At 71.5% G+C, this 15,540-nt stretch carries 15 protein-coding genes; 7 read left to right on the forward strand and 8 right to left on the reverse strand.

The genetic code is table 11. The features are described from left to right. Positions 1-864: hypothetical protein (locus tag ACZ4S3_RS15205; protein WP_467934254.1), on the forward strand; the 864-nt coding region annotated here is incomplete at its 5' end. Beyond that, the gene (locus tag ACZ4S3_RS15210) at positions 801-1,577 is read left to right on the forward strand and encodes a tetratricopeptide repeat protein (protein WP_467934206.1); all 777 of its coding nucleotides are present in this window, start codon (positions 801-803) and stop codon (positions 1,575-1,577) included. The genes ACZ4S3_RS15205 and ACZ4S3_RS15210, both read left to right, overlap by 64 nt. A gap of 67 nt (positions 1,578-1,644) precedes the next feature. On the opposite strand, the gene ACZ4S3_RS15215 is transcribed toward ACZ4S3_RS15210, so the two are convergent. From ACZ4S3_RS15215 to ACZ4S3_RS15235, 5 genes are all read right to left on the reverse strand, one after another. Then, complete coding sequence (locus ACZ4S3_RS15215; protein ID WP_467932571.1) at positions 1,645-3,441, reverse strand: IucA/IucC family protein; 1,797 nt, start codon at positions 3,439-3,441, stop codon at positions 1,645-1,647. After that, complete coding sequence (locus tag ACZ4S3_RS15220; protein ID WP_467932575.1) at positions 3,438-4,007, reverse strand: GNAT family N-acetyltransferase; 570 nt, start codon at positions 4,005-4,007, stop codon at positions 3,438-3,440. Before ACZ4S3_RS15220 ends, ACZ4S3_RS15215 begins: the two co-directional genes overlap by 4 nt. Then, positions 4,004-5,338 (reverse strand): lysine N(6)-hydroxylase/L-ornithine N(5)-oxygenase family protein, encoded by a 1,335-nt coding sequence (locus ACZ4S3_RS15225; RefSeq protein ID WP_467932579.1) that lies wholly within the window; start codon positions 5,336-5,338, stop codon positions 4,004-4,006. Before ACZ4S3_RS15225 ends, ACZ4S3_RS15220 begins: the two co-directional genes overlap by 4 nt. Positions 5,339-5,432: 94 nt before the next feature. Beyond that, complete coding sequence (locus ACZ4S3_RS15230; RefSeq protein ID WP_467932584.1) at positions 5,433-7,028, reverse strand: pyridoxal phosphate-dependent decarboxylase family protein; 1,596 nt, start codon at positions 7,026-7,028, stop codon at positions 5,433-5,435. Positions 7,029-7,201: 173 nt separating this feature from the next. Further along, the gene (locus tag ACZ4S3_RS15235; protein ID WP_467932589.1) at positions 7,202-8,467 is read right to left on the reverse strand and encodes a DUF1015 family protein; all 1,266 of its coding nucleotides are present in this window, start codon (positions 8,465-8,467) and stop codon (positions 7,202-7,204) included. A 166-nt stretch (positions 8,468-8,633) separates the two neighbouring features. Here ACZ4S3_RS15235 and ACZ4S3_RS15240 point away from each other — a divergent pair, with 166 nt between their 5' ends. Continuing rightward, a complete protein-coding gene (locus ACZ4S3_RS15240) occupies positions 8,634-9,656 on the forward strand; it encodes an HAD-IIA family hydrolase (RefSeq protein WP_467932594.1) in 1,023 nt (340 codons plus the stop codon). Positions 9,657-9,694: 38 nt separating this feature from the next. On the opposite strand, the gene ACZ4S3_RS15245 is transcribed toward ACZ4S3_RS15240, so the two are convergent. Together ACZ4S3_RS15245 and ACZ4S3_RS15250 are read right to left on the reverse strand one after the other, a co-directional pair. After that, the gene (locus ACZ4S3_RS15245) at positions 9,695-10,585 is read right to left on the reverse strand and encodes a siderophore-interacting protein (RefSeq protein WP_467932597.1); all 891 of its coding nucleotides are present in this window, start codon (positions 10,583-10,585) and stop codon (positions 9,695-9,697) included. Positions 10,586-10,663: 78 nt separating this feature from the next. Beyond that, positions 10,664-11,692 (reverse strand): ABC transporter substrate-binding protein, encoded by a 1,029-nt coding sequence (locus ACZ4S3_RS15250; protein WP_467932600.1) that lies wholly within the window; start codon positions 11,690-11,692, stop codon positions 10,664-10,666. An 87-nt stretch (positions 11,693-11,779) separates the two neighbouring features. Between ACZ4S3_RS15250 and ACZ4S3_RS15255 the strand changes: the two genes are divergently transcribed. From ACZ4S3_RS15255 to ACZ4S3_RS15265, 3 genes are all read left to right on the forward strand, one after another. Further along, on the forward strand, positions 11,780-12,829 hold the full coding sequence (locus ACZ4S3_RS15255) for a FecCD family ABC transporter permease (RefSeq protein ID WP_467932604.1): 1,050 nt from the start codon (positions 11,780-11,782) through the stop codon (positions 12,827-12,829). Further along, on the forward strand, positions 12,826-13,914 hold the full coding sequence (locus ACZ4S3_RS15260) for a FecCD family ABC transporter permease (RefSeq protein ID WP_467932609.1): 1,089 nt from the start codon (positions 12,826-12,828) through the stop codon (positions 13,912-13,914). Before ACZ4S3_RS15255 ends, ACZ4S3_RS15260 begins: the two co-directional genes overlap by 4 nt. Positions 13,915-13,996: 82 nt before the next feature. Continuing rightward, positions 13,997-14,818 (forward strand): ABC transporter ATP-binding protein, encoded by an 822-nt coding sequence (locus ACZ4S3_RS15265; protein WP_467932612.1) that lies wholly within the window; start codon positions 13,997-13,999, stop codon positions 14,816-14,818. On the opposite strand, the gene ACZ4S3_RS15270 is transcribed toward ACZ4S3_RS15265, so the two are convergent. Then, positions 14,802-15,149 carry a sterol-binding protein gene (locus ACZ4S3_RS15270; RefSeq protein ID WP_467932617.1) on the reverse strand — a complete coding sequence of 116 codons (348 nt, stop codon included), beginning with the start codon at positions 15,147-15,149 and terminating at the stop codon, positions 14,802-14,804. The two genes, ACZ4S3_RS15265 and ACZ4S3_RS15270, sit on opposite strands and share 17 nt — an antisense overlap. A 74-nt stretch (positions 15,150-15,223) precedes the next feature. Here ACZ4S3_RS15270 and ACZ4S3_RS15275 point away from each other — a divergent pair, with 74 nt between their 5' ends. Then, positions 15,224-15,535 (forward strand): hypothetical protein, encoded by a 312-nt coding sequence (locus ACZ4S3_RS15275; protein WP_467932621.1) that lies wholly within the window; start codon positions 15,224-15,226, stop codon positions 15,533-15,535. Positions 15,536-15,540 lie beyond the last annotated feature (5 nt).

Below are 15,540 nucleotides of genomic sequence, written 5' to 3' on the forward strand. Positions count from 1 at the left end.
TCCGCGGTGGCGACCGGCGCGATGACCGTCCGTCGGGCGGCGACCGCGGGGGATTCCGCAGGGACGACCGTCGCGATGACCGTCGGGATGACCGTGGTGGAGACCGCCCCGGCTTCCGGCGTGATGACCGTCCGTCGGGTGGCGATCGTGGTGGGTACCGCGGTGGCGACCGGCGCGACGACCGCGGCGGTGACCGCGGGGGCGACCGTGGTGGGTTCCGCAGGGACGACCGTCCGTCGGGCGGCGACCGTGGGGGCTTCCGCAGGGATGACCGGCGGGACGACCGTCGCGATGACCGGGGTGGCGACCGCGGTGGGTTCCGCAGGGACGACCGTCCGTCGGGTGGCGACCGTGGTGGGTACCGCGGTGGCGACCGGCGGGATGACCGCGGCGGTGACCGTGGTGGTTTCCGGCGTGATGAGCGTCCGTCCGGTGACCGTGGTGGGTTCCGTAGGGACGATCGCCGCGATGACCGCGGGGGCGACCGCGGGGGCGACCGTGGCGGATTCCGCAGGGATGACCGTCCGTCCGGTGGTGAGCGCGGTGGGTTCCGGCGTGATGAGCGTCCGTCGGGCGATCGTGGCGGGTTCCGTGGTGGCGACCGGCGCGATGACCGCGGGGGCGACCGTGGTGGGTTCCGTCGGGATGACCGGGGGCCGCGGCGGGATGACCGGGGCGGGTTCCGTCGGGATGATGAGCGTGGCGGGCGTCGGCCGTACGGCGGCGGGCGTGGGCGTGATGACCGGCGCGACGACCGTCGGGACGACCGGCGTGACCGGGACCGGGAGCCGATCAAGCGGATTCCGATTCCGGAGGACGTCACCGGTGACGAGATCGACAAGGACGTGCGGCAGGAGCTGCTGAGTCTGCCGAAGACGCTGGCCGAGGATGTCGCCAAGAACCTGGTGATGGTCGCGAAGCTGCTGGACGAGGACCCGGAGAAGGCGTACGGGTACTCGCGGGTGGCGCTGCGGCTGGCGTCCAGGGTCGCGGCGGTGCGTGAGGCCGCGGGGTTCGCGGCGTACGCGGTCGGTAAGTACAACGAGGCGCTGGCGGAGTTCCGGGCGGCGCGGCGGATGACCGGCAGTGTGGAGCTGTGGCCCGTCATGGCGGACTGCGAGCGCGGTCTCGGCCGGCCGGAGAAGGCGATGGCCATGGCCGGTGAGCCCGAGGTGCAGCGGCTGGACCGGGCCGGGCAGGTCGAGATGCGGCTGGTCGCGGCGGGTGCCCGCCGGGACATGGGCCAGGCGGACGCGGCGGTGGTGACGCTGCAGAGCCCCGAGCTGGCGTCGAACGCGGTGCACCCGTGGACCGCACGGCTGCGGTATGCGTACGCGGACGCGCTGCTGGAGGTCGGGCGCGAGGGCGAGGCGCGCGAATGGTTCGCCAAGGCGCTGGAGGCCGACCAGGCCGGTACGACGGATGCCTCGGACCGGCTCGCTGAGCTGGACGGTGTCCAGTTCACCGATGCGCTGGAGGACGGCGACGAGGAGGACGGCGACGAGTTCGACGAGGGTGTCGAGGAGGCCGTGGGTGAGGCCGACGACGATGGCGAGGAGCGGCCCGAGAAGGGCTGAGTAGCGAAGCGGTAAGGCGAAGGGCGGGACCCCGGTGGGGTCCCGCCCTTCGGCGTTGTGGGGGGTGTCAGGGGGCGTACGGGGCGATGGGGTTGCGGAGGGTGCCGATGAGCTGGAGGGCGCCGGCCGGGTCCTCGAGGTCGACCATCTGCTGGTTGTTGCGCAGCTGGAGACGGTTGAGGCAGGAGAGCGCGAACTCGTCGGCGAACAGGTCGTAGGAAGCGAACTTGTCGGCGAGGTGGGGGTGGGAGGTCTGGTAGGCGGTGATGCAGTCGGCGACCGTACGCCAGAAGGTGTCCTCGGCGAGGGTGCCGCAGTCGGCGAGGGTGCCGGACAGGAAGCGGAAGAAGCAGTCGAAGACGTCGGTGAAGAGGGAGAGGAGCTTTTTGTCCTCGGGGACGTCGGCGCGGATGCGTTCGACGGCGGGCGGCAGGACCGCGTCGGGGTCCATGACGGCTATCTCTTCGGCGATGTCCTTGAAGATCGCGCGGGCCACCACGCCGTCCTCCAGGACGAGGATGACGTTCTCGCCGTGCGGCATGAAGACCAGGTCGTAGGCGTAGAAGGCGTGCAGGACGGGGGTGAGATAGGCGTCGAGGTAGCGGCGCAGCCAGGTGGCGGGCTCGAGGCCGGACTCTTCGACGAGGGCCGCGGCGAAGGAGGCGCCGTCGTGGTCGGTGTGGAGGAGGGAGGCCATGGTGGCGAGGCGCCGGCCCGGTTCCAGGGTGGGGACGGGGCTCTCGCGCCAGAGGGCGGCGAGCATTTTGCGGTACGGGGAGCCCTTGGTGGTGGCGTCCTCGTACTGGCGGTGGTGGTAGCCGATGGCGGCGCGTTCGCGGATGATCGAGAAGCCGGCCGCCTGGAAGGTGCCGTCGGCGGCGATCAGGCGGGCCAGCCAGTCGTTGATGGCCGGGGTGGCTTCCATGTAGGAGGCGGAGAGGCCGCGCATGAAGCCCATGTTGAGGACGGACAGGGCCGTCTTCACGTAGTGCTTCGTGGGGGTGGTGGTGTTGAAGAACGTGCGGATGGACTGCTGGGCGAGGTAGTCGTCGTCTCCGGGGCCCAGGCAGACCAGGCGCTGCTGGGCGACCTCGGCGGCGAAGGTGACGGAGAGCTTGTTCCACCACTGCCAGGGGTGGGTGGGGAAGAAGTAGTAGTCCGAGGGGTCGACGCCCAGGTCGGTGAGGGCGGTGGTGAAGCGGTTAACGGTCGCTTCGGTGAGTTCGGTGCGGATGAGGGTGTCGTAGTCGAGGCCGTCGCCGGCGGTGAAGGTGGCGTGGTCGCGGCGGGCGGCGAGCCAGATCAGCCGGAGGGGGGCCGCGGTCTCGGGGGCGTAGGCGTGGTACTCGTGGAGTCCGAAGCCGAGGCGGCCGTTGTTGGCGACGAAGCAGGGGTGGCCCTCGGTCATGCCGGTTTCGATGTCCTGGAAGCCGGACTTGGCGAGTTCGGCGGCGCTGGGCCGGCCGGCGGCGAGTTTGTAGGCGGTGCCGGAGAGGGTGGAGCTGATCTCCTCCAGGTAGACCGGGAGGATCGACGGGGCGATGCCGAGCGCGGCGCGGAGTTCGATGAAGAACTCCAGGGCGTCCAGGGGGAGTTCGGTGTGGTCGCGGTGGCGGGTGATGCTGTCGGGGTCGACCTGCCAGTGGTCCAGGGCCCTTCTGCGGGCGGCGAAGCGGTATTCGGTGGTGCCGTCGTCGCTGCGGACGGTGTAGTGGCCGTCCTGGGGGAGGCGCTGGGGCGTGAGCAGGCGCTCGTGGGCGAATTCGGCGAGGGCCTTGCGGATCAGGAGGCGGTTGGCCCGTGCCCACAGTGCCGGGGTGAGGTGGGCGACGGCGTCCTGGGCGGCGAGGTCGCGGGTGGTCATCGGTTCTCTCCTCGGGTGGCCAGGTACTGGTCGCGGGTGCAGGTGCTGAGGTAGGCGTCCTTGGAGGGGAGCGAGACGGTGCGCTGGATCTCGAAGCCGACGGCCTTGTTGAGGGCGTGGACGGCGGTGTTGCGGGCGTCCGGTTCGACGACGATGCGGCGGGTGGCCGGGTCGGCGAAGAGCATCTCCATGACGGTGGTGATGACGGCGCGGGTGAAGCCGTGCAGGGGGACGGCGGTGGGGGCCGTGAGGAAGTGCATGCCGACGTCGCCGGGTCCGGCGGCGTGGATGCCGACCAGTTCGCGGTGCGCGGGGTCGTAGCGCTCCACGAGGAAGGCCGGGGTGCCGTTGTGCAGGCCGAGGAAGGCGTCGTGGAAGGGGTCGGCGGCTATCCGCGTGAATTCCTTTTCGACCGCGGCCAGGTCGCAGTCCTGCATGAGCCAGAAGACGGCTTTGGGGTGGGTGACCCAGGAGTGCAGGAGTTCGGCGTCGGCGGGCGGGTCGACGGGCCGTAGGGAGAAGTCCCCGAGCGTGGCGTCGGTGCGGGTGAAGAGGGGGGTGCTCATGCTGCGGAGGTCTCCAGGGGGTGGTGCGGGGCGGCCGGAGCGGCGAACTCCTGGAAGGCGATGGCCTTTTCGACCGGGTAGTACTCGCGGCCGAGCAGCTCGCGGATGATGCAGGAGTTGCGGTACGCGGCCATGCCGAGGTCGGGGGTGACGAAGCCGTGGGTGTGCAGCTCGGCGTTCTGCACATAGATGCCGTGGCCGGTGGTGTCGATGCTGTAGTTGCGGGCGACGTCGTAGCGGCCGGAGTCGTCCCAGGCGATGCGGTCGTGGACGGGGGCGAGGAAGTCGGGGACGCGGTAGCGGTAGCCGGTGGCGAGGATCAGGCCCTGGGTGTCGAGGGAGAAGTCCGTGCCCTGTTCCTCCTGGTGCAGGCCGAGGGTGTAAGTGCCGGTGGCCGCGTCGTAACTTGCCTGGTTCAGGGCGGTGTTGGTGAGGAGGCGGGTGGGGACGGGGCCCGCGAGGTTCTTCTGGTAGAGGAGGTCGAAGATGTCGTTGATGAGGGCGGAGTCGATGCCCTTGTAGAGGTGCTTCTGGGTGGTGGTGAGGCGGTCGCGGGTGGCCGCGGGGAGGGCGTGGAAGTAGTCCACGTACTCCGGCGAGGTCATCTCCAGCGTGAGCTTGGTGTATTCGAGGGGGAAGAAGCGGGGGGAGCGGGTGGCCCAGGTCAGGTGATAGCGGTGGCTGTCGATGTCCTGGAGGAGGTCGTAGTAGATCTCGGCCGCGCTCTGGCCGCTGCCGATGAGCGTGATGGAGTCCTTGGCCTGGAGGACGGGCTTGGCGTCCAGGTAGTCGGCGTTGTGCAGGAGGTCGCCGCCCAGGCCCTGACAGGCGTCGGGGACGTGCGGCGGGGTGCCGGTGCCCAGGACGAGTTTGCGGGCGCGGTAGGCCGTGCGGTCGCCGGTGGGGAGGTGCTCGGCGTGGACGACGTACAGCTCTTCGCGTTCGTCGTACTCGACGGTGGTGACCTGGTGGGCGAAGCGGATGGAGCCGATTTTCCCGGCCGCCCAGCGGCAGTAGTCGTTGAACTCGGCCCGGAGGGGATAGAAGCTCTCGCGGATGTAGAAGGGGTAGAGCCGGCCCGATTCCTTGAGGTAGTTCAAGAAGGAGAAGGGGGAGGTGGGGTCGGCGAGGGTGACCAGGTCGGCCATGAAGGGCACCTGGAGGTGGCTGCTGTCCAGCATCATGCCGGGGTGCCAGTCGAAGGCCGGCTTGTTGTCGAGGAACAGGCCGTTCAGTCCGTCGATCGGCTCGGTCAGGCAGGCCAGGCCGAGGTTGAAGGGGCCCAGGCCGATGGCGATGAAGTCGTACGGGGCGGAGTGCGGGGCGGACACGGGGTCTCCGATGGGGGTGGTCGGCTCTGTGGGGGCACTCCCCCAGCTACCGCTGGGGGACCCCCAGCCATGCCGTTGAGGCATGGGGGGAGGGTCAGCGTGCGCTGAGCGCCGGCTGGGGCCGCTCGGCCAGGTAGCTGCCTGCGTGCTCGGCGATCAGGTCGAGGACGGTGGCGATGTCCTCGAGCGTGGTCTCCGGGTTGAGCAGGGTGAACTTGAGGTAGTGGCGGCCGTCGACCTTGGTGCCCGCGACGATCGCGTCACCGGAGGCGAACAGGGCATCGCGGGCATGCAGATTGACCAGGTCGGCGAGCTCGGGGTCGAGATCGCCGCCGGGGACGTAGCGGAAGACCAGGGTGCTCAGCCGGGGCTCGACGACGACCTCGAAGCGGGGATCGTCGTGGAGGAGTTTCCAGGCGTCCGAGGCGCGGTCGATCACCTCGTCGAAGAGCTCGCCGATGGCCGGTGCGCCCATGATGCGCAGGGTGAGCCAGAGTTTGAGGGCGTCGAAGCGGCGGGTGGTCTGGATCGACTTGTCGACCTGGTTGGGGACGCGCTTCTCGGCCGTCCGGCGCGGGTTGAGGTAGTCCGCGTGGTAGGTGACGTGCTTCAGGGTGGCGCGGTCGCGGACCAGGATGGCGCTCGAACTGACCGGCTGGAAGAAGGACTTGTGGTAGTCGACGGTCACCGAGTCGGCGCGTTCGATGCCGTTCAGCAGCTCGCGGCGGCGGGAGACCAGCAGTCCGCAGCCGTAGGCGGCGTCGACATGCATCCAGGCGCCGTAGCGGGCGCACAGGTCGGCGATCTCGGGGAGCGGGTCGATGGAGCCGAAGTCGGTGGTGCCGGCGGTCGCGACGACCGCCATGGGTATCAGGCCGTCGCGGTGGCAGCGCGCCAGTTCGTCGGCCAGGTCGGCGGTGCGCATCCGCTTGTGCTCGTCGGCCGGGACGGCGATGACGGCCTCCGCGCCCAGGCCGAGCAGGGTGGCGGACTTGCGGATGCTGAAGTGGCTGCACTCGGAGGTGAGGATGCGCAGCCGGGGCAGGACGTCGGTGAGCCGGGCGCCGTCAGGCGCGCCGCGGGTGAGTTCCCGGCGGCAGGCCTCGTCCCGGGCGAGCAGCATGGCCTGGAGGTTGGACTGGCTGCCGCCGCTGGTGAAGATGCCGTCGGCCTGCGGGCCGAGGCCTGCGCGCTCGGCGGTCCAGTCGATCAGTCGCCGCTCGATGAGGGTGCCGCCGGCGCTCTGGTCCCAGGTGTCCAGGGAGGAGTTGACGGCGGCGAGGACGGCCTCGCCGACGAGGGCGGGGATCACCACGGGGCAGTTGAGGTGCGCGAGATAGCGCGGGTGGTGGAAGTAGACGGCGTCGCGGAGGTAGACCTCTTCGAGTTCGTCGAGTGCGGCGGCCGTCTCGTACAGCGGCGCCTCGAGGTCGACGGCGGCCACGGTGGGCGTGAGGCCGTCGACGGAGATGCCGGTGAACGGGCGTGCGGTCGCGGCGATTTTGGCGCTCACCCGGGCGACGGAGTCGGTGACGGCGGCGCGGTAGCGGGCGGCCGTGGCGTTGTTGAGCAGGTGGGTCCTGCTGTCGGCCGGTTCGGTGACCGGGTCGGTCACGGAGGTGCCGGCCGGGTCGGGGGCGGATGTGTCGGCGGGCGACGGGTCCTCGGCGAAGGGCGCGAGGAGGCTCATGAAGGTGTCCTCCCTGATACGGACTTGGCCACGTCCTGCGCAGGGCGGAGGGGTGCGCAGAGGTGGAGAACCCACCCGGGCGACGTAGTGAGGTAAGCCTAACCTAACTAGTCATCCGGGTGGGTGCGGGGTGCCGTCCAGGGGGCTGCCTCAGGGGCCGGCCCGCGGTGGGTTCAGTTCTCCTCGTCCTCCAGCGAACGCAGTACGAGGCCGGTGGCCGGCTTGGGGCCGAAGGAGGTGGACTTCCGCGGCATCGTCACGCCGTGGCGGGCGAGTTGACGGACCGTGTCCTCGGAGGTGGCGCGCATCAGGACGGCCGTGCCGCCGTGCCGGGCGGCCTGCGCGACGGCGGCCTCGGTGTGATGCAGATAGCCGATGTCCGACGGATGGTCAGGAATGCGCCAGACCTCGTCCAGAAGAACGGAGTGCAGCACGGTGGCATCCAGCCGCCGCCAGGCCTCGGGCCGGTCGGTGCGGATCGTGCGGTCGAGCAGCGCGGGGTCGGGGCGGTCCAGGAGATGGAAGGAGTCCGGCCCGTCGGTCAGGACGAAGGCGTTGCCGGGTGTCTCCTGCAGCGCCTCGAGGGCGGCGGTCAGCTCGCCCGGCAGCCGGCGGACGCGAAAGGCGCCGGCCACCCCCATCAGCGCCTTGCTGAGCGGCAGATGCGGCAGTACGCGATGGATCGCCCGGACCTGGAGGGGATAGCGGGCCGTGTCGACCAGCAGCACCAGGCCGGACGCCCAGGGGGAGGCCGGAGTGGCGCCCGGCTGCTGCTCGTACAGCCGCTGATACGTGGCCCAGCGGTGGTGGCCGTCCGCGATCAGGGCCTCCCGGCGCGCGAGATCGTCGTCGATGGCGGCCAGGTCGGCGGGGTCGGTGACGGCCCAGAGGCGGTGCGCGAAGCCGTCCTCCGTGGTGGTGGCGAGCAGCGGGGCGGACTGGACGGTCCGCTCGATCACGGCGGTGGCGCCGGTGGCCGTGCCCTGGCCGCGGTAGGAGAGCAGCAACGGCTCGAAATTGGCGGCCGCCGCACGCATCAGCGCGACCCGGTCCTCGACCACCTCGGGGATGACGTCCTCGTGCGGCAGCACCGGCCCGTCCAGGCGCAGCGCGCCGATCAGCCCGCGCTGCAGGACCTCGCCGCTGCGCTGCTCGTACACATACAGCGCGGGCTTCGCGTCCGGCGTCAGGATGCCCTCCTCGCGCCAGCGGCGCAGGGTGTCGGCGGCCTGGCGGTGGCGGGCGGCGGGGTCCGGGGCGTGCGGAAGGATCAGCCGGACGATGTTGTAAGGGTCCGCGGTCTCCAGTTCGCGCACGCCGTCCGGCCGGACCACGACGTCGTACGGCGGGGAGGTGACAGCGGTGAGGCTGCTGACCCGGTCCGGGGCATAGCGCAGCCCACGGAACGGGAGGAGGCGAAGGCCGTCGGTGCTGGTCATTGAAGAATGCTATGCCGCTTGCGCAATGAGGGAAGATCGGGGTTCAGCCTGCATGTGGCTGGAAATATCGGTATCCGCGCGTCGGAGCACGGCCCCCGGAGCGCACACGTCCGGGCGTGCGTCGGACACTTCTCGTACGACGCGTGGGAGTGAGGAGCGAGACGGCATGAACGAGGTTCGTAGGCAGCCCGACGGGTGCGAGCGTGCGCTGACCGAGGCGTATGACACCGCGCTGCTGGATCTGGACGGGGTCGTCTACGCGGGTGGGGAGGCCATCGCCCACGCCGTTCCGTCGCTGACGGCGGCGCGCGAGCGCGGGATGCATCTGGCGTATGTGACCAATAACGCCGCCCGTACCCCGCAGACGGTCGCCGATCAGCTCACCGGCTTCGGGCTGCCGACCGGCCCGGACGATGTGATCACCTCGGCGCAGGCGGTGGCGCGGCTGATCTGTGAGCAGGTGCCGGCCGGTGCGCGGGTGCTGGCCGTCGGGGGCGAGGGGCTGCGGGTGGCGCTGCGCGAGCGGGGCCTGGTGCCGGTGGAGTCGGCGGACGACGATCCGGCGGCCGTGGTGCAGGGCTTCGACCCGGCGCTGGACTGGGCGCGGCTGGCGGAGGCGGCGTACGCGGTGCAGCGCGGGGTGCCGTGGTTCGCGTCCAACACCGATCTGACCATCCCCAAGGAGCGCGGGATCGCCCCCGGCAATGGCGCGTTGGTGGCGGCCGTACGGATCGCCGCGGGCGGGAGTCCGCAGGTGGCGGGCAAGCCGCAGCCGCCGATGCACCGCGAGACCGTGCTGCGGACCGGCGCGAAGCGGCCGCTGGTGATCGGTGACCGGCTCGATACCGACATCGAGGGCGCCTGCAACGGCGGGGTGGACTCGCTGCTGGTGCTCACCGGCGTCACCACCGCGGCGGAGCTGCTGGCCGCGCCGCCGCAGCACCGCCCGACGTATGTGGACGCCGATCTGCGGGGTGTGCTGGGGCCCCAGCCCGCGGTGACCCGGGAGGACGACGGTTTCCGGTGCGGTGGCTGGCGGGCCTCGGCGGCCGGGGACACGCTCGTCCTGGAGGGCGACGGTGCGCCGCTGGACGGGCTGCGGGCGCTGTGCGCGGCGGCCTGGACGGTGGCGGGGGAGGGCAGTTGTGCGGCGGACGCGGGGAAGGCGCTGGCGCGGATCGGGAGGTGAGGAGTGGGGGCCCCGCGCTGTGCGGGGTCCCCGCCGGCTCAGTCCTCCTCGGGCGCCGCCGTGCCCGCGGTCAGCTCCGCGATCAGGTCCTCCTCGGTGGCGCCGCGACGCCAGTAACCGGTGAACTTCACCGCCCTGCGGTCGATTCCGCGCTCGCTCACGAGATGCCGGCGGACCGCCTTGACGGTCCCGGCCTCGCCGGCGATCCAGGCGTACGGGGTCCCCTCGGGCAGCTCCGCGGCGCGCAGCGCCTCCAGCACCGGCTCGCGGTGCGCGGCGCCCGCCCCGTCGCGTACCAGCCAGGTGATGTCGGCGTCGGCGAAGGTGGGCAGCTGCTGCCGGTCGTCGTCGTGGGCGATCTCGATCCAGACCTTGGCGTGGGTGCCGGGGGAGAGCCAGGACAGGATGCCGGCGATGGCGGGCAGCGCCGTCTCGTCGCCGGTGAGCAGGATCCAGTCGGTGCCGAGCGGCGGACGGAAGTCGACGCCGCCGTTGTCCTCGACGGCCGGGGCGAGGACGGTCAGCCGGTCGCCGGGCCGGGCGCGGGCGGCCCAGTGGGCGGCGGGCCCGCCGGCCGGGGAATCCGCCGCCGTCCCGGCGCCGTGCAGCGCGAAGTCGACGTCGAACTCCCGTGGCTCGTGGCGCTGTTCGCGGATCGTGTACGAGCGCATCACCGGGCGCTCGGCCGGGTCCTGTGCCCGCCAGGCGGTGTACCAGCCCTCCGAGGTGTCCTCGAAGGCCGGCCGGTCCTGGTGGGGCTGCGGAAGGAAGAGTTTGAAGCGCTGGTCGCGGCCGCCGGACGCCAGCTCCTCCAGCCGCTCGCCGCCGAAGGTGATCCGGACCACGGAGGTGCTCACCCGTCTGGCGCTTACGACCTGCACATCGAAGAAGCGGAAGGGCGCGGTGGCGGGGGCGGCGGTCGTGGTCATGTCGGGGACCTTCCGTACGGGGGCGGGGGTGGGTGAGGCCGCGGTGGCCCAGGGCCGGCGATCCACCGCGGCCGTACGTCAGTTGACCTTCTTGGCGTTCTCGATGGCCTTGGCGAGCGACTCGATGAGCGGCGCGGCGCCCGCGTAGGAGAAACGCGGCTCGCTCGACCACGGGGTGATCTGGCCGGCCTTGACGGCGGGCAGCTTGGTCCAGGAGGGCTTGGCGGCCAGGTCCTTGGGCTGGAGGGTGGCGGTCCGGTTGTCCAGCAGCAGGACATCGGCCGGGTACTTGTCGGCGTTCTCCCAGCTCAGGCTCTCGAAGTAGCCGCCCTTGTCCAGGTGGTCGGGGACGATCAGATCGACGCCGAGGGACTTGTAGTACATGAGGTCGGCGTTGATGCCGGGGTTGGAGGCGTAGAAGAGGTCGGGGCTGCCGGAGCAGGCGAGCACCTTGACCGGGTTGCCCTTGGCGGCCTTGCGCAGCGCCGCGGCGGCCTTCTCGAAGCGGGCCTTGGCGTCGGTGACCTTCGTGGCCTCCAGGTCGGCGCCGAGCGACTTCGCCAGCGCGGCGTACCGCTCGATGATCTTGACGAGCGGGACCCGCGCGGAGGTGATGGCGACGGACTCGGCGAGCGGCGTGATCTTGCTCTTGCTGTCGTCCGGGACGAACCACAGTGCGCCCGGCTCGTACATGTTGGTGACCAGCAGATCGGGGGCCAGGCTCGCGTACTTCTCGACGTTGAACTGGTTGTAGGCGTTGCCGATGATGGTGACCTTGCCGATGTCGAGGGCGCCCGCCTGCGGGTCGGGCTTGCCGTTCTTGAGCTTGGTCGGGCCGAAGACGCCCACTATCCGGTCGTCGATGCCGAAGTCGTGCAGGGCGGCGGCGGTGCCGGTGAAGGCGACGATGCGCTGCGGGGTGTGCCCCAGGGAGACCTTCTTCCCGCGGTCGTCGGTGAAGGACCAGGGGCCGCCCTTGGCGCCGCCGTTGGCGCTCCCCGAGCCCTTGTCGCCGCCGCATGCGGCGAGCAGGGCGCCGATGCCGACGGCGCCGCCCGCGGCCAGGATTCCGCGGCGGGACACGGTTACGCTTCGGGGGGTGCTCATGGGGTGCGCTTCTCTCTGGAGGGGCCCGGCACGCTCGCCGAGGGAGGGCCTGCAATATCGATGTGAGGGTAGGCTAACCTAACCGTCGTGTTGGTTGACAGTCCCCCCGAAGCAACAACGGCCCCGGCCCGAGCGGCGCCGCGGCGTCGGCAGCTCACGCGCTCCGCGGGGCTGGTCGCCTCCGTGGCCGTACTGGCCCTCGTCACCGTTCTCGGCATCGCCGTCGGCGCCAAACAGATACCCCTCGACCAGGTATGGCACGGGGTGTTCCACTACTCCGGCTCCGATACCGACGTCGTCATCCGTGATGTGCGCCTGCCCCGCACCCTCCTCGGCGTCATCGTCGGCGCCGCCCTGGGACTGGCCGGCACGGTCATGCAGGCACTGACCCGAAACCCCCTCGCGGACCCCGGAGTTCTCGGCATCAACGCCGGCGCCTCGGCCGCGGTCGTCACCGCCATCAGCTTCTTCGGCGTCACCTCGCTGACCGGCTATGTGTGGTTCGCCTTCCTCGGCGCCGCGGTGGTCTCCGTCGCCGGGTACATCCTCGGCGGCACCCGCAGCGCCACGCCCGTCCGGCTCGCGCTGGCCGGCACCGCGCTCACCGCCGTCCTGACCGGCTACCTCAACGCCGTCAACCTCATGGACACCGCGGCCCTGGACAAGATGCGCTTCTGGACGGTCGGTTCGCTGGCCGCCGCCACCATGCCGATCGTCACCGAGATCGCGCCGTTCCTCGCGGTGGGCGCCGTCCTCGCGCTGCTGCTCGCCCGGCCGCTGAACGCCATCGCGCTCGGCGACGACCAGGCGCGGGCACTGGGCACCCGGCTGACCCGCACCCGCGTCCTGGCGATGGCCGCGATCACCCTGCTGTGCGGCGGGGCGACCGCGGTCTGCGGGCCGATCGTCTACGTCGGCCTGATGGTTCCGCATGCCGTACGCGCCCTCACCGGGCCCGACATGCGCTGGATCCTGCCGTACTCCGCCGTGCTCTCGCCGGTCCTGCTGCTGGGCGCGGACATCCTCGGCCGGGTGGCGGCCCGGCCGGGGGAGCTGCAGGTCGGCATCGTCACGGCCGTCATCGGCGGCCCGGTCTTCATCTATCTCGTACGGCGTCGGAGGATGGCCCAGCTGTGAACTCGACTGTGCAGCCCGAGGAGGGCACGACGCGTCAGGTGCGGGCCGCCCGGCGGGTGAGGTCCGTACGTATCAGGGGCGGGCTCTCGCTGCGGCTGGACGTACGGGCCGGGGCGGTCTGCCTCGTGCTGGCGGCCCTCGCGCTGGCCGCCGGTATCGCGCTGATCGGCTCCGGCGACTACCCGATGACGCCGGCCGAGGTGCTCGGCACGCTCACCGGCGGCGGCAACCCCGGCCAGACATTCATCGTCCAGGACCTCCGGCTGCCGCGGGTCCTGGTGGGGCTGCTGGTCGGCGCCGCTTTCGGGATCTCCGGCGCGGTCTTCCAGACCGTCTCCCGCAATCCGCTCGGCAGCCCCGATGTGCTGGGTTTCGCCCAGGGGTCGTCCGTCGGCGCGCTGGTCGTCATCGTCTACTTCCAGGGCGGGACCTTCGCGGTCGCCGCCGGGTCCGTCGTCGGCGGCGTGGCCACCGGCATCGCCATCTTCCTGCTCGCCTGGAAGCGCGGCATCCAGGGCTACCGCTTCGTGCTCGTCGGCATCGGCGCCTGCGCGATGCTCTACGCCGTCGTGCTCTACCTCCTGACCAAGGCGAACATCGTCGAGGCGACCCGGGCCACCACCTGGATGAACGGCTCCCTCAACGGCCGGGACTGGGACCAGGTCTGGCCGCTGGCCGCGGTCTGCGCCGTTCTCGTCCCGCTGGTGCTGCTCCACGGACGGCCGCTGCGGATGCTGGAGATGGGCGACGACGCCGCGTACGCGCTCGGGGTACGGGTCGACCGGGTCCGCATCGTGACGCTGCTGGCCGCGGTCCTGCTCGTCGCCTCCGCCACCGCCGCGGCCGGGCCGATCTCCTTCGTCGCCCTCACCGCACCCCAGCTCGCCCGGCGCCTGACCGGCTCGCCCGGCCCCAACCTGCTGCCCGCCGCCCTGATGGGCGCCGCGCTGCTGGTCGCCGCCGACTGGGCCTCGCAGCGCGTCTTCGGCGCCGACCAGCTGCCGGTGGGCGTGCTGACCGGCGTGCTCGGCGGCGGCTATCTGCTGTGGCTGCTGGCGACCGAACGCAGGGCGGGGCGGATGTGAGCGGGCGACCGCGCACGGCCCGGAACCGGTCCGGCCCCTGCCGGGCCACAGCAGTGATCACGACAATCCCAGGAGTCCCGAAGTGAGCCGTCTCGCGGCCGAGAACGTCACCCTCGCCTACGACCAGCGGGTCATCGCCGAGAACCTCTCGGTCACCATCCCCGACCACTCCTTCACCGTCATCGTCGGCCCCAACGCCTGCGGCAAGTCCACGCTGCTGCGCGCCCTGTCGCGGATGCTCCGGCCCAGCAGCGGATCCGTGCTGCTGGACGGTACGGCGATTTCCTCGCTCCCGGCCAAGAAGGTCGCACGGACACTGGGGCTGTTGCCGCAGTCCTCGATCGCCCCGGACGGGATCACCGTGTCGGACCTGGTGGCACGCGGCCGCTACCCCCACCAGGGGCTGCTGCGGCAGTGGTCGGGCGAGGACGAGCGGATCGTTTGGGAGTCGATGGCGGCGACCGGCGTCGGCGAACTGGCCGGCCGCTATGTCGACGAACTCTCCGGCGGACAGCGCCAGCGCGTCTGGATCGCGATGGCGCTGGCCCAGCAGACGCCGCTGTTCCTGCTGGACGAGCCGACGACATACCTGGACATCCAGCACCAGATCGAGGTCCTGGACCTGTGCGCGGAGCTGCACGAGGAACAGGGGCGCACCCTCGTCGCTGTGCTGCACGACCTCAACCACGCCGCCCGTTACGCGACCCATCTCATCGCCATGAAGAACGGCGCGGTCATCGCCGAGGGAGCGCCGTGCGACATCGTCACGGCGGAGCTGGTGGAGCGGGTCTTCGGGCTGTCCTGCCAGGTCATCGACGACCCGGAGACCGGCACCCCGCTGGTCGTCCCGGCGGCCCGCAAGCCCCGTAAGGCGGCGGTCGCCGCGGCTACAGCAGCGTCCTGAGCCGCAGCAGGTCGCGCAGGCTCGCTTCGAGCTTGATGCGGCCGCTGCCCCAGGCCCTGGCGAAGTTGAGCCGGCCGTCCACCAGCGCCACAAGATCGTCCCCTGCCATGGAGAGGCGGATCTCGGCCTTTTCCGGCGGCGGGCCGGGGACGCTGGTGACGCCCGTGATGGTGCCGTCGGCCAGCCGTCCGAGGAACGTCACATCCAGGTCGGTGATGCGGCAGCTGAGCGAACGGTCGAGTGCGGCGGCGCTGCGTACGTCGCCGTCCGCCGTGGTCATGTTCTGGGCCAGCCGGTCGAGCGCGGCGCGGCACTGGTCGAGGGTTGCCATCGTGAGCGACGATACGCCAGGTCGTGGGTGGCTCGTCCGTCGTCGATGCCATCGGCCAAGGTAGCGTCGGGGGTATGGAAGAGCCGACGTCCGGCCAGGGGCCGGAGGCAGCCACGGGGGGCGGTCCTGCGGGGGCCGCCGAGCCGGAGTGCGCCGAGCCTGCCGGGCCTGCCGGGCCCGAGCCGCTCGGCGTTGCGCTCACGCCGACCGGCGATGCGGCGGTCGACGACCGGCTGCGGCGTCTCGCCGATGCCGACCACCTCCCGGCGAGCGGCCACCTCGAGGTGTACGAGGATGTGCACCGTGGGCTGCGCGATGCGCTGGCCGCTCTCGACCAGCGCCCCGGGCCGCCCGCCCCCGCCATGACGTACGACAACAGGAGCTGAACCAC

This window comes from Streptomyces sp. NPDC028368, from assembly GCF_055565615.1.

Bases quoted from the DNA above. Each gene is read 5' to 3' on its own strand.
- ACZ4S3_RS15240 (WP_467932594.1), top strand. From the start codon at position 8,634: ATGAACGAGGTTCGTAGGCAGCCCGACGGGTGCGAGCGTGCGCTGACC.
- ACZ4S3_RS15275 (WP_467932621.1), top strand. From the start codon at position 15,224: ATGGAAGAGCCGACGTCCGGCCAGGGGCCGGAGGCAGCCACGGGGGGC.
- ACZ4S3_RS15245 (WP_467932597.1), bottom strand. From the start codon at position 10,585: ATGACCACGACCGCCGCCCCCGCCACCGCGCCCTTCCGCTTCTTCGAT.
- ACZ4S3_RS15220 (WP_467932575.1), bottom strand. From the start codon at position 4,007: ATGAGCACCCCCCTCTTCACCCGCACCGACGCCACGCTCGGGGACTTC.
- ACZ4S3_RS15215 (WP_467932571.1), bottom strand. From the start codon at position 3,441: ATGACCACCCGCGACCTCGCCGCCCAGGACGCCGTCGCCCACCTCACC.
- ACZ4S3_RS15235 (WP_467932589.1), bottom strand. From the start codon at position 8,467: ATGACCAGCACCGACGGCCTTCGCCTCCTCCCGTTCCGTGGGCTGCGC.
- ACZ4S3_RS15270 (WP_467932617.1), bottom strand. From the start codon at position 15,149: ATGGCAACCCTCGACCAGTGCCGCGCCGCGCTCGACCGGCTGGCCCAG.
- ACZ4S3_RS15250 (WP_467932600.1), bottom strand. From the start codon at position 11,692: ATGAGCACCCCCCGAAGCGTAACCGTGTCCCGCCGCGGAATCCTGGCC.
- ACZ4S3_RS15230 (WP_467932584.1), bottom strand. From the start codon at position 7,028: ATGAGCCTCCTCGCGCCCTTCGCCGAGGACCCGTCGCCCGCCGACACA.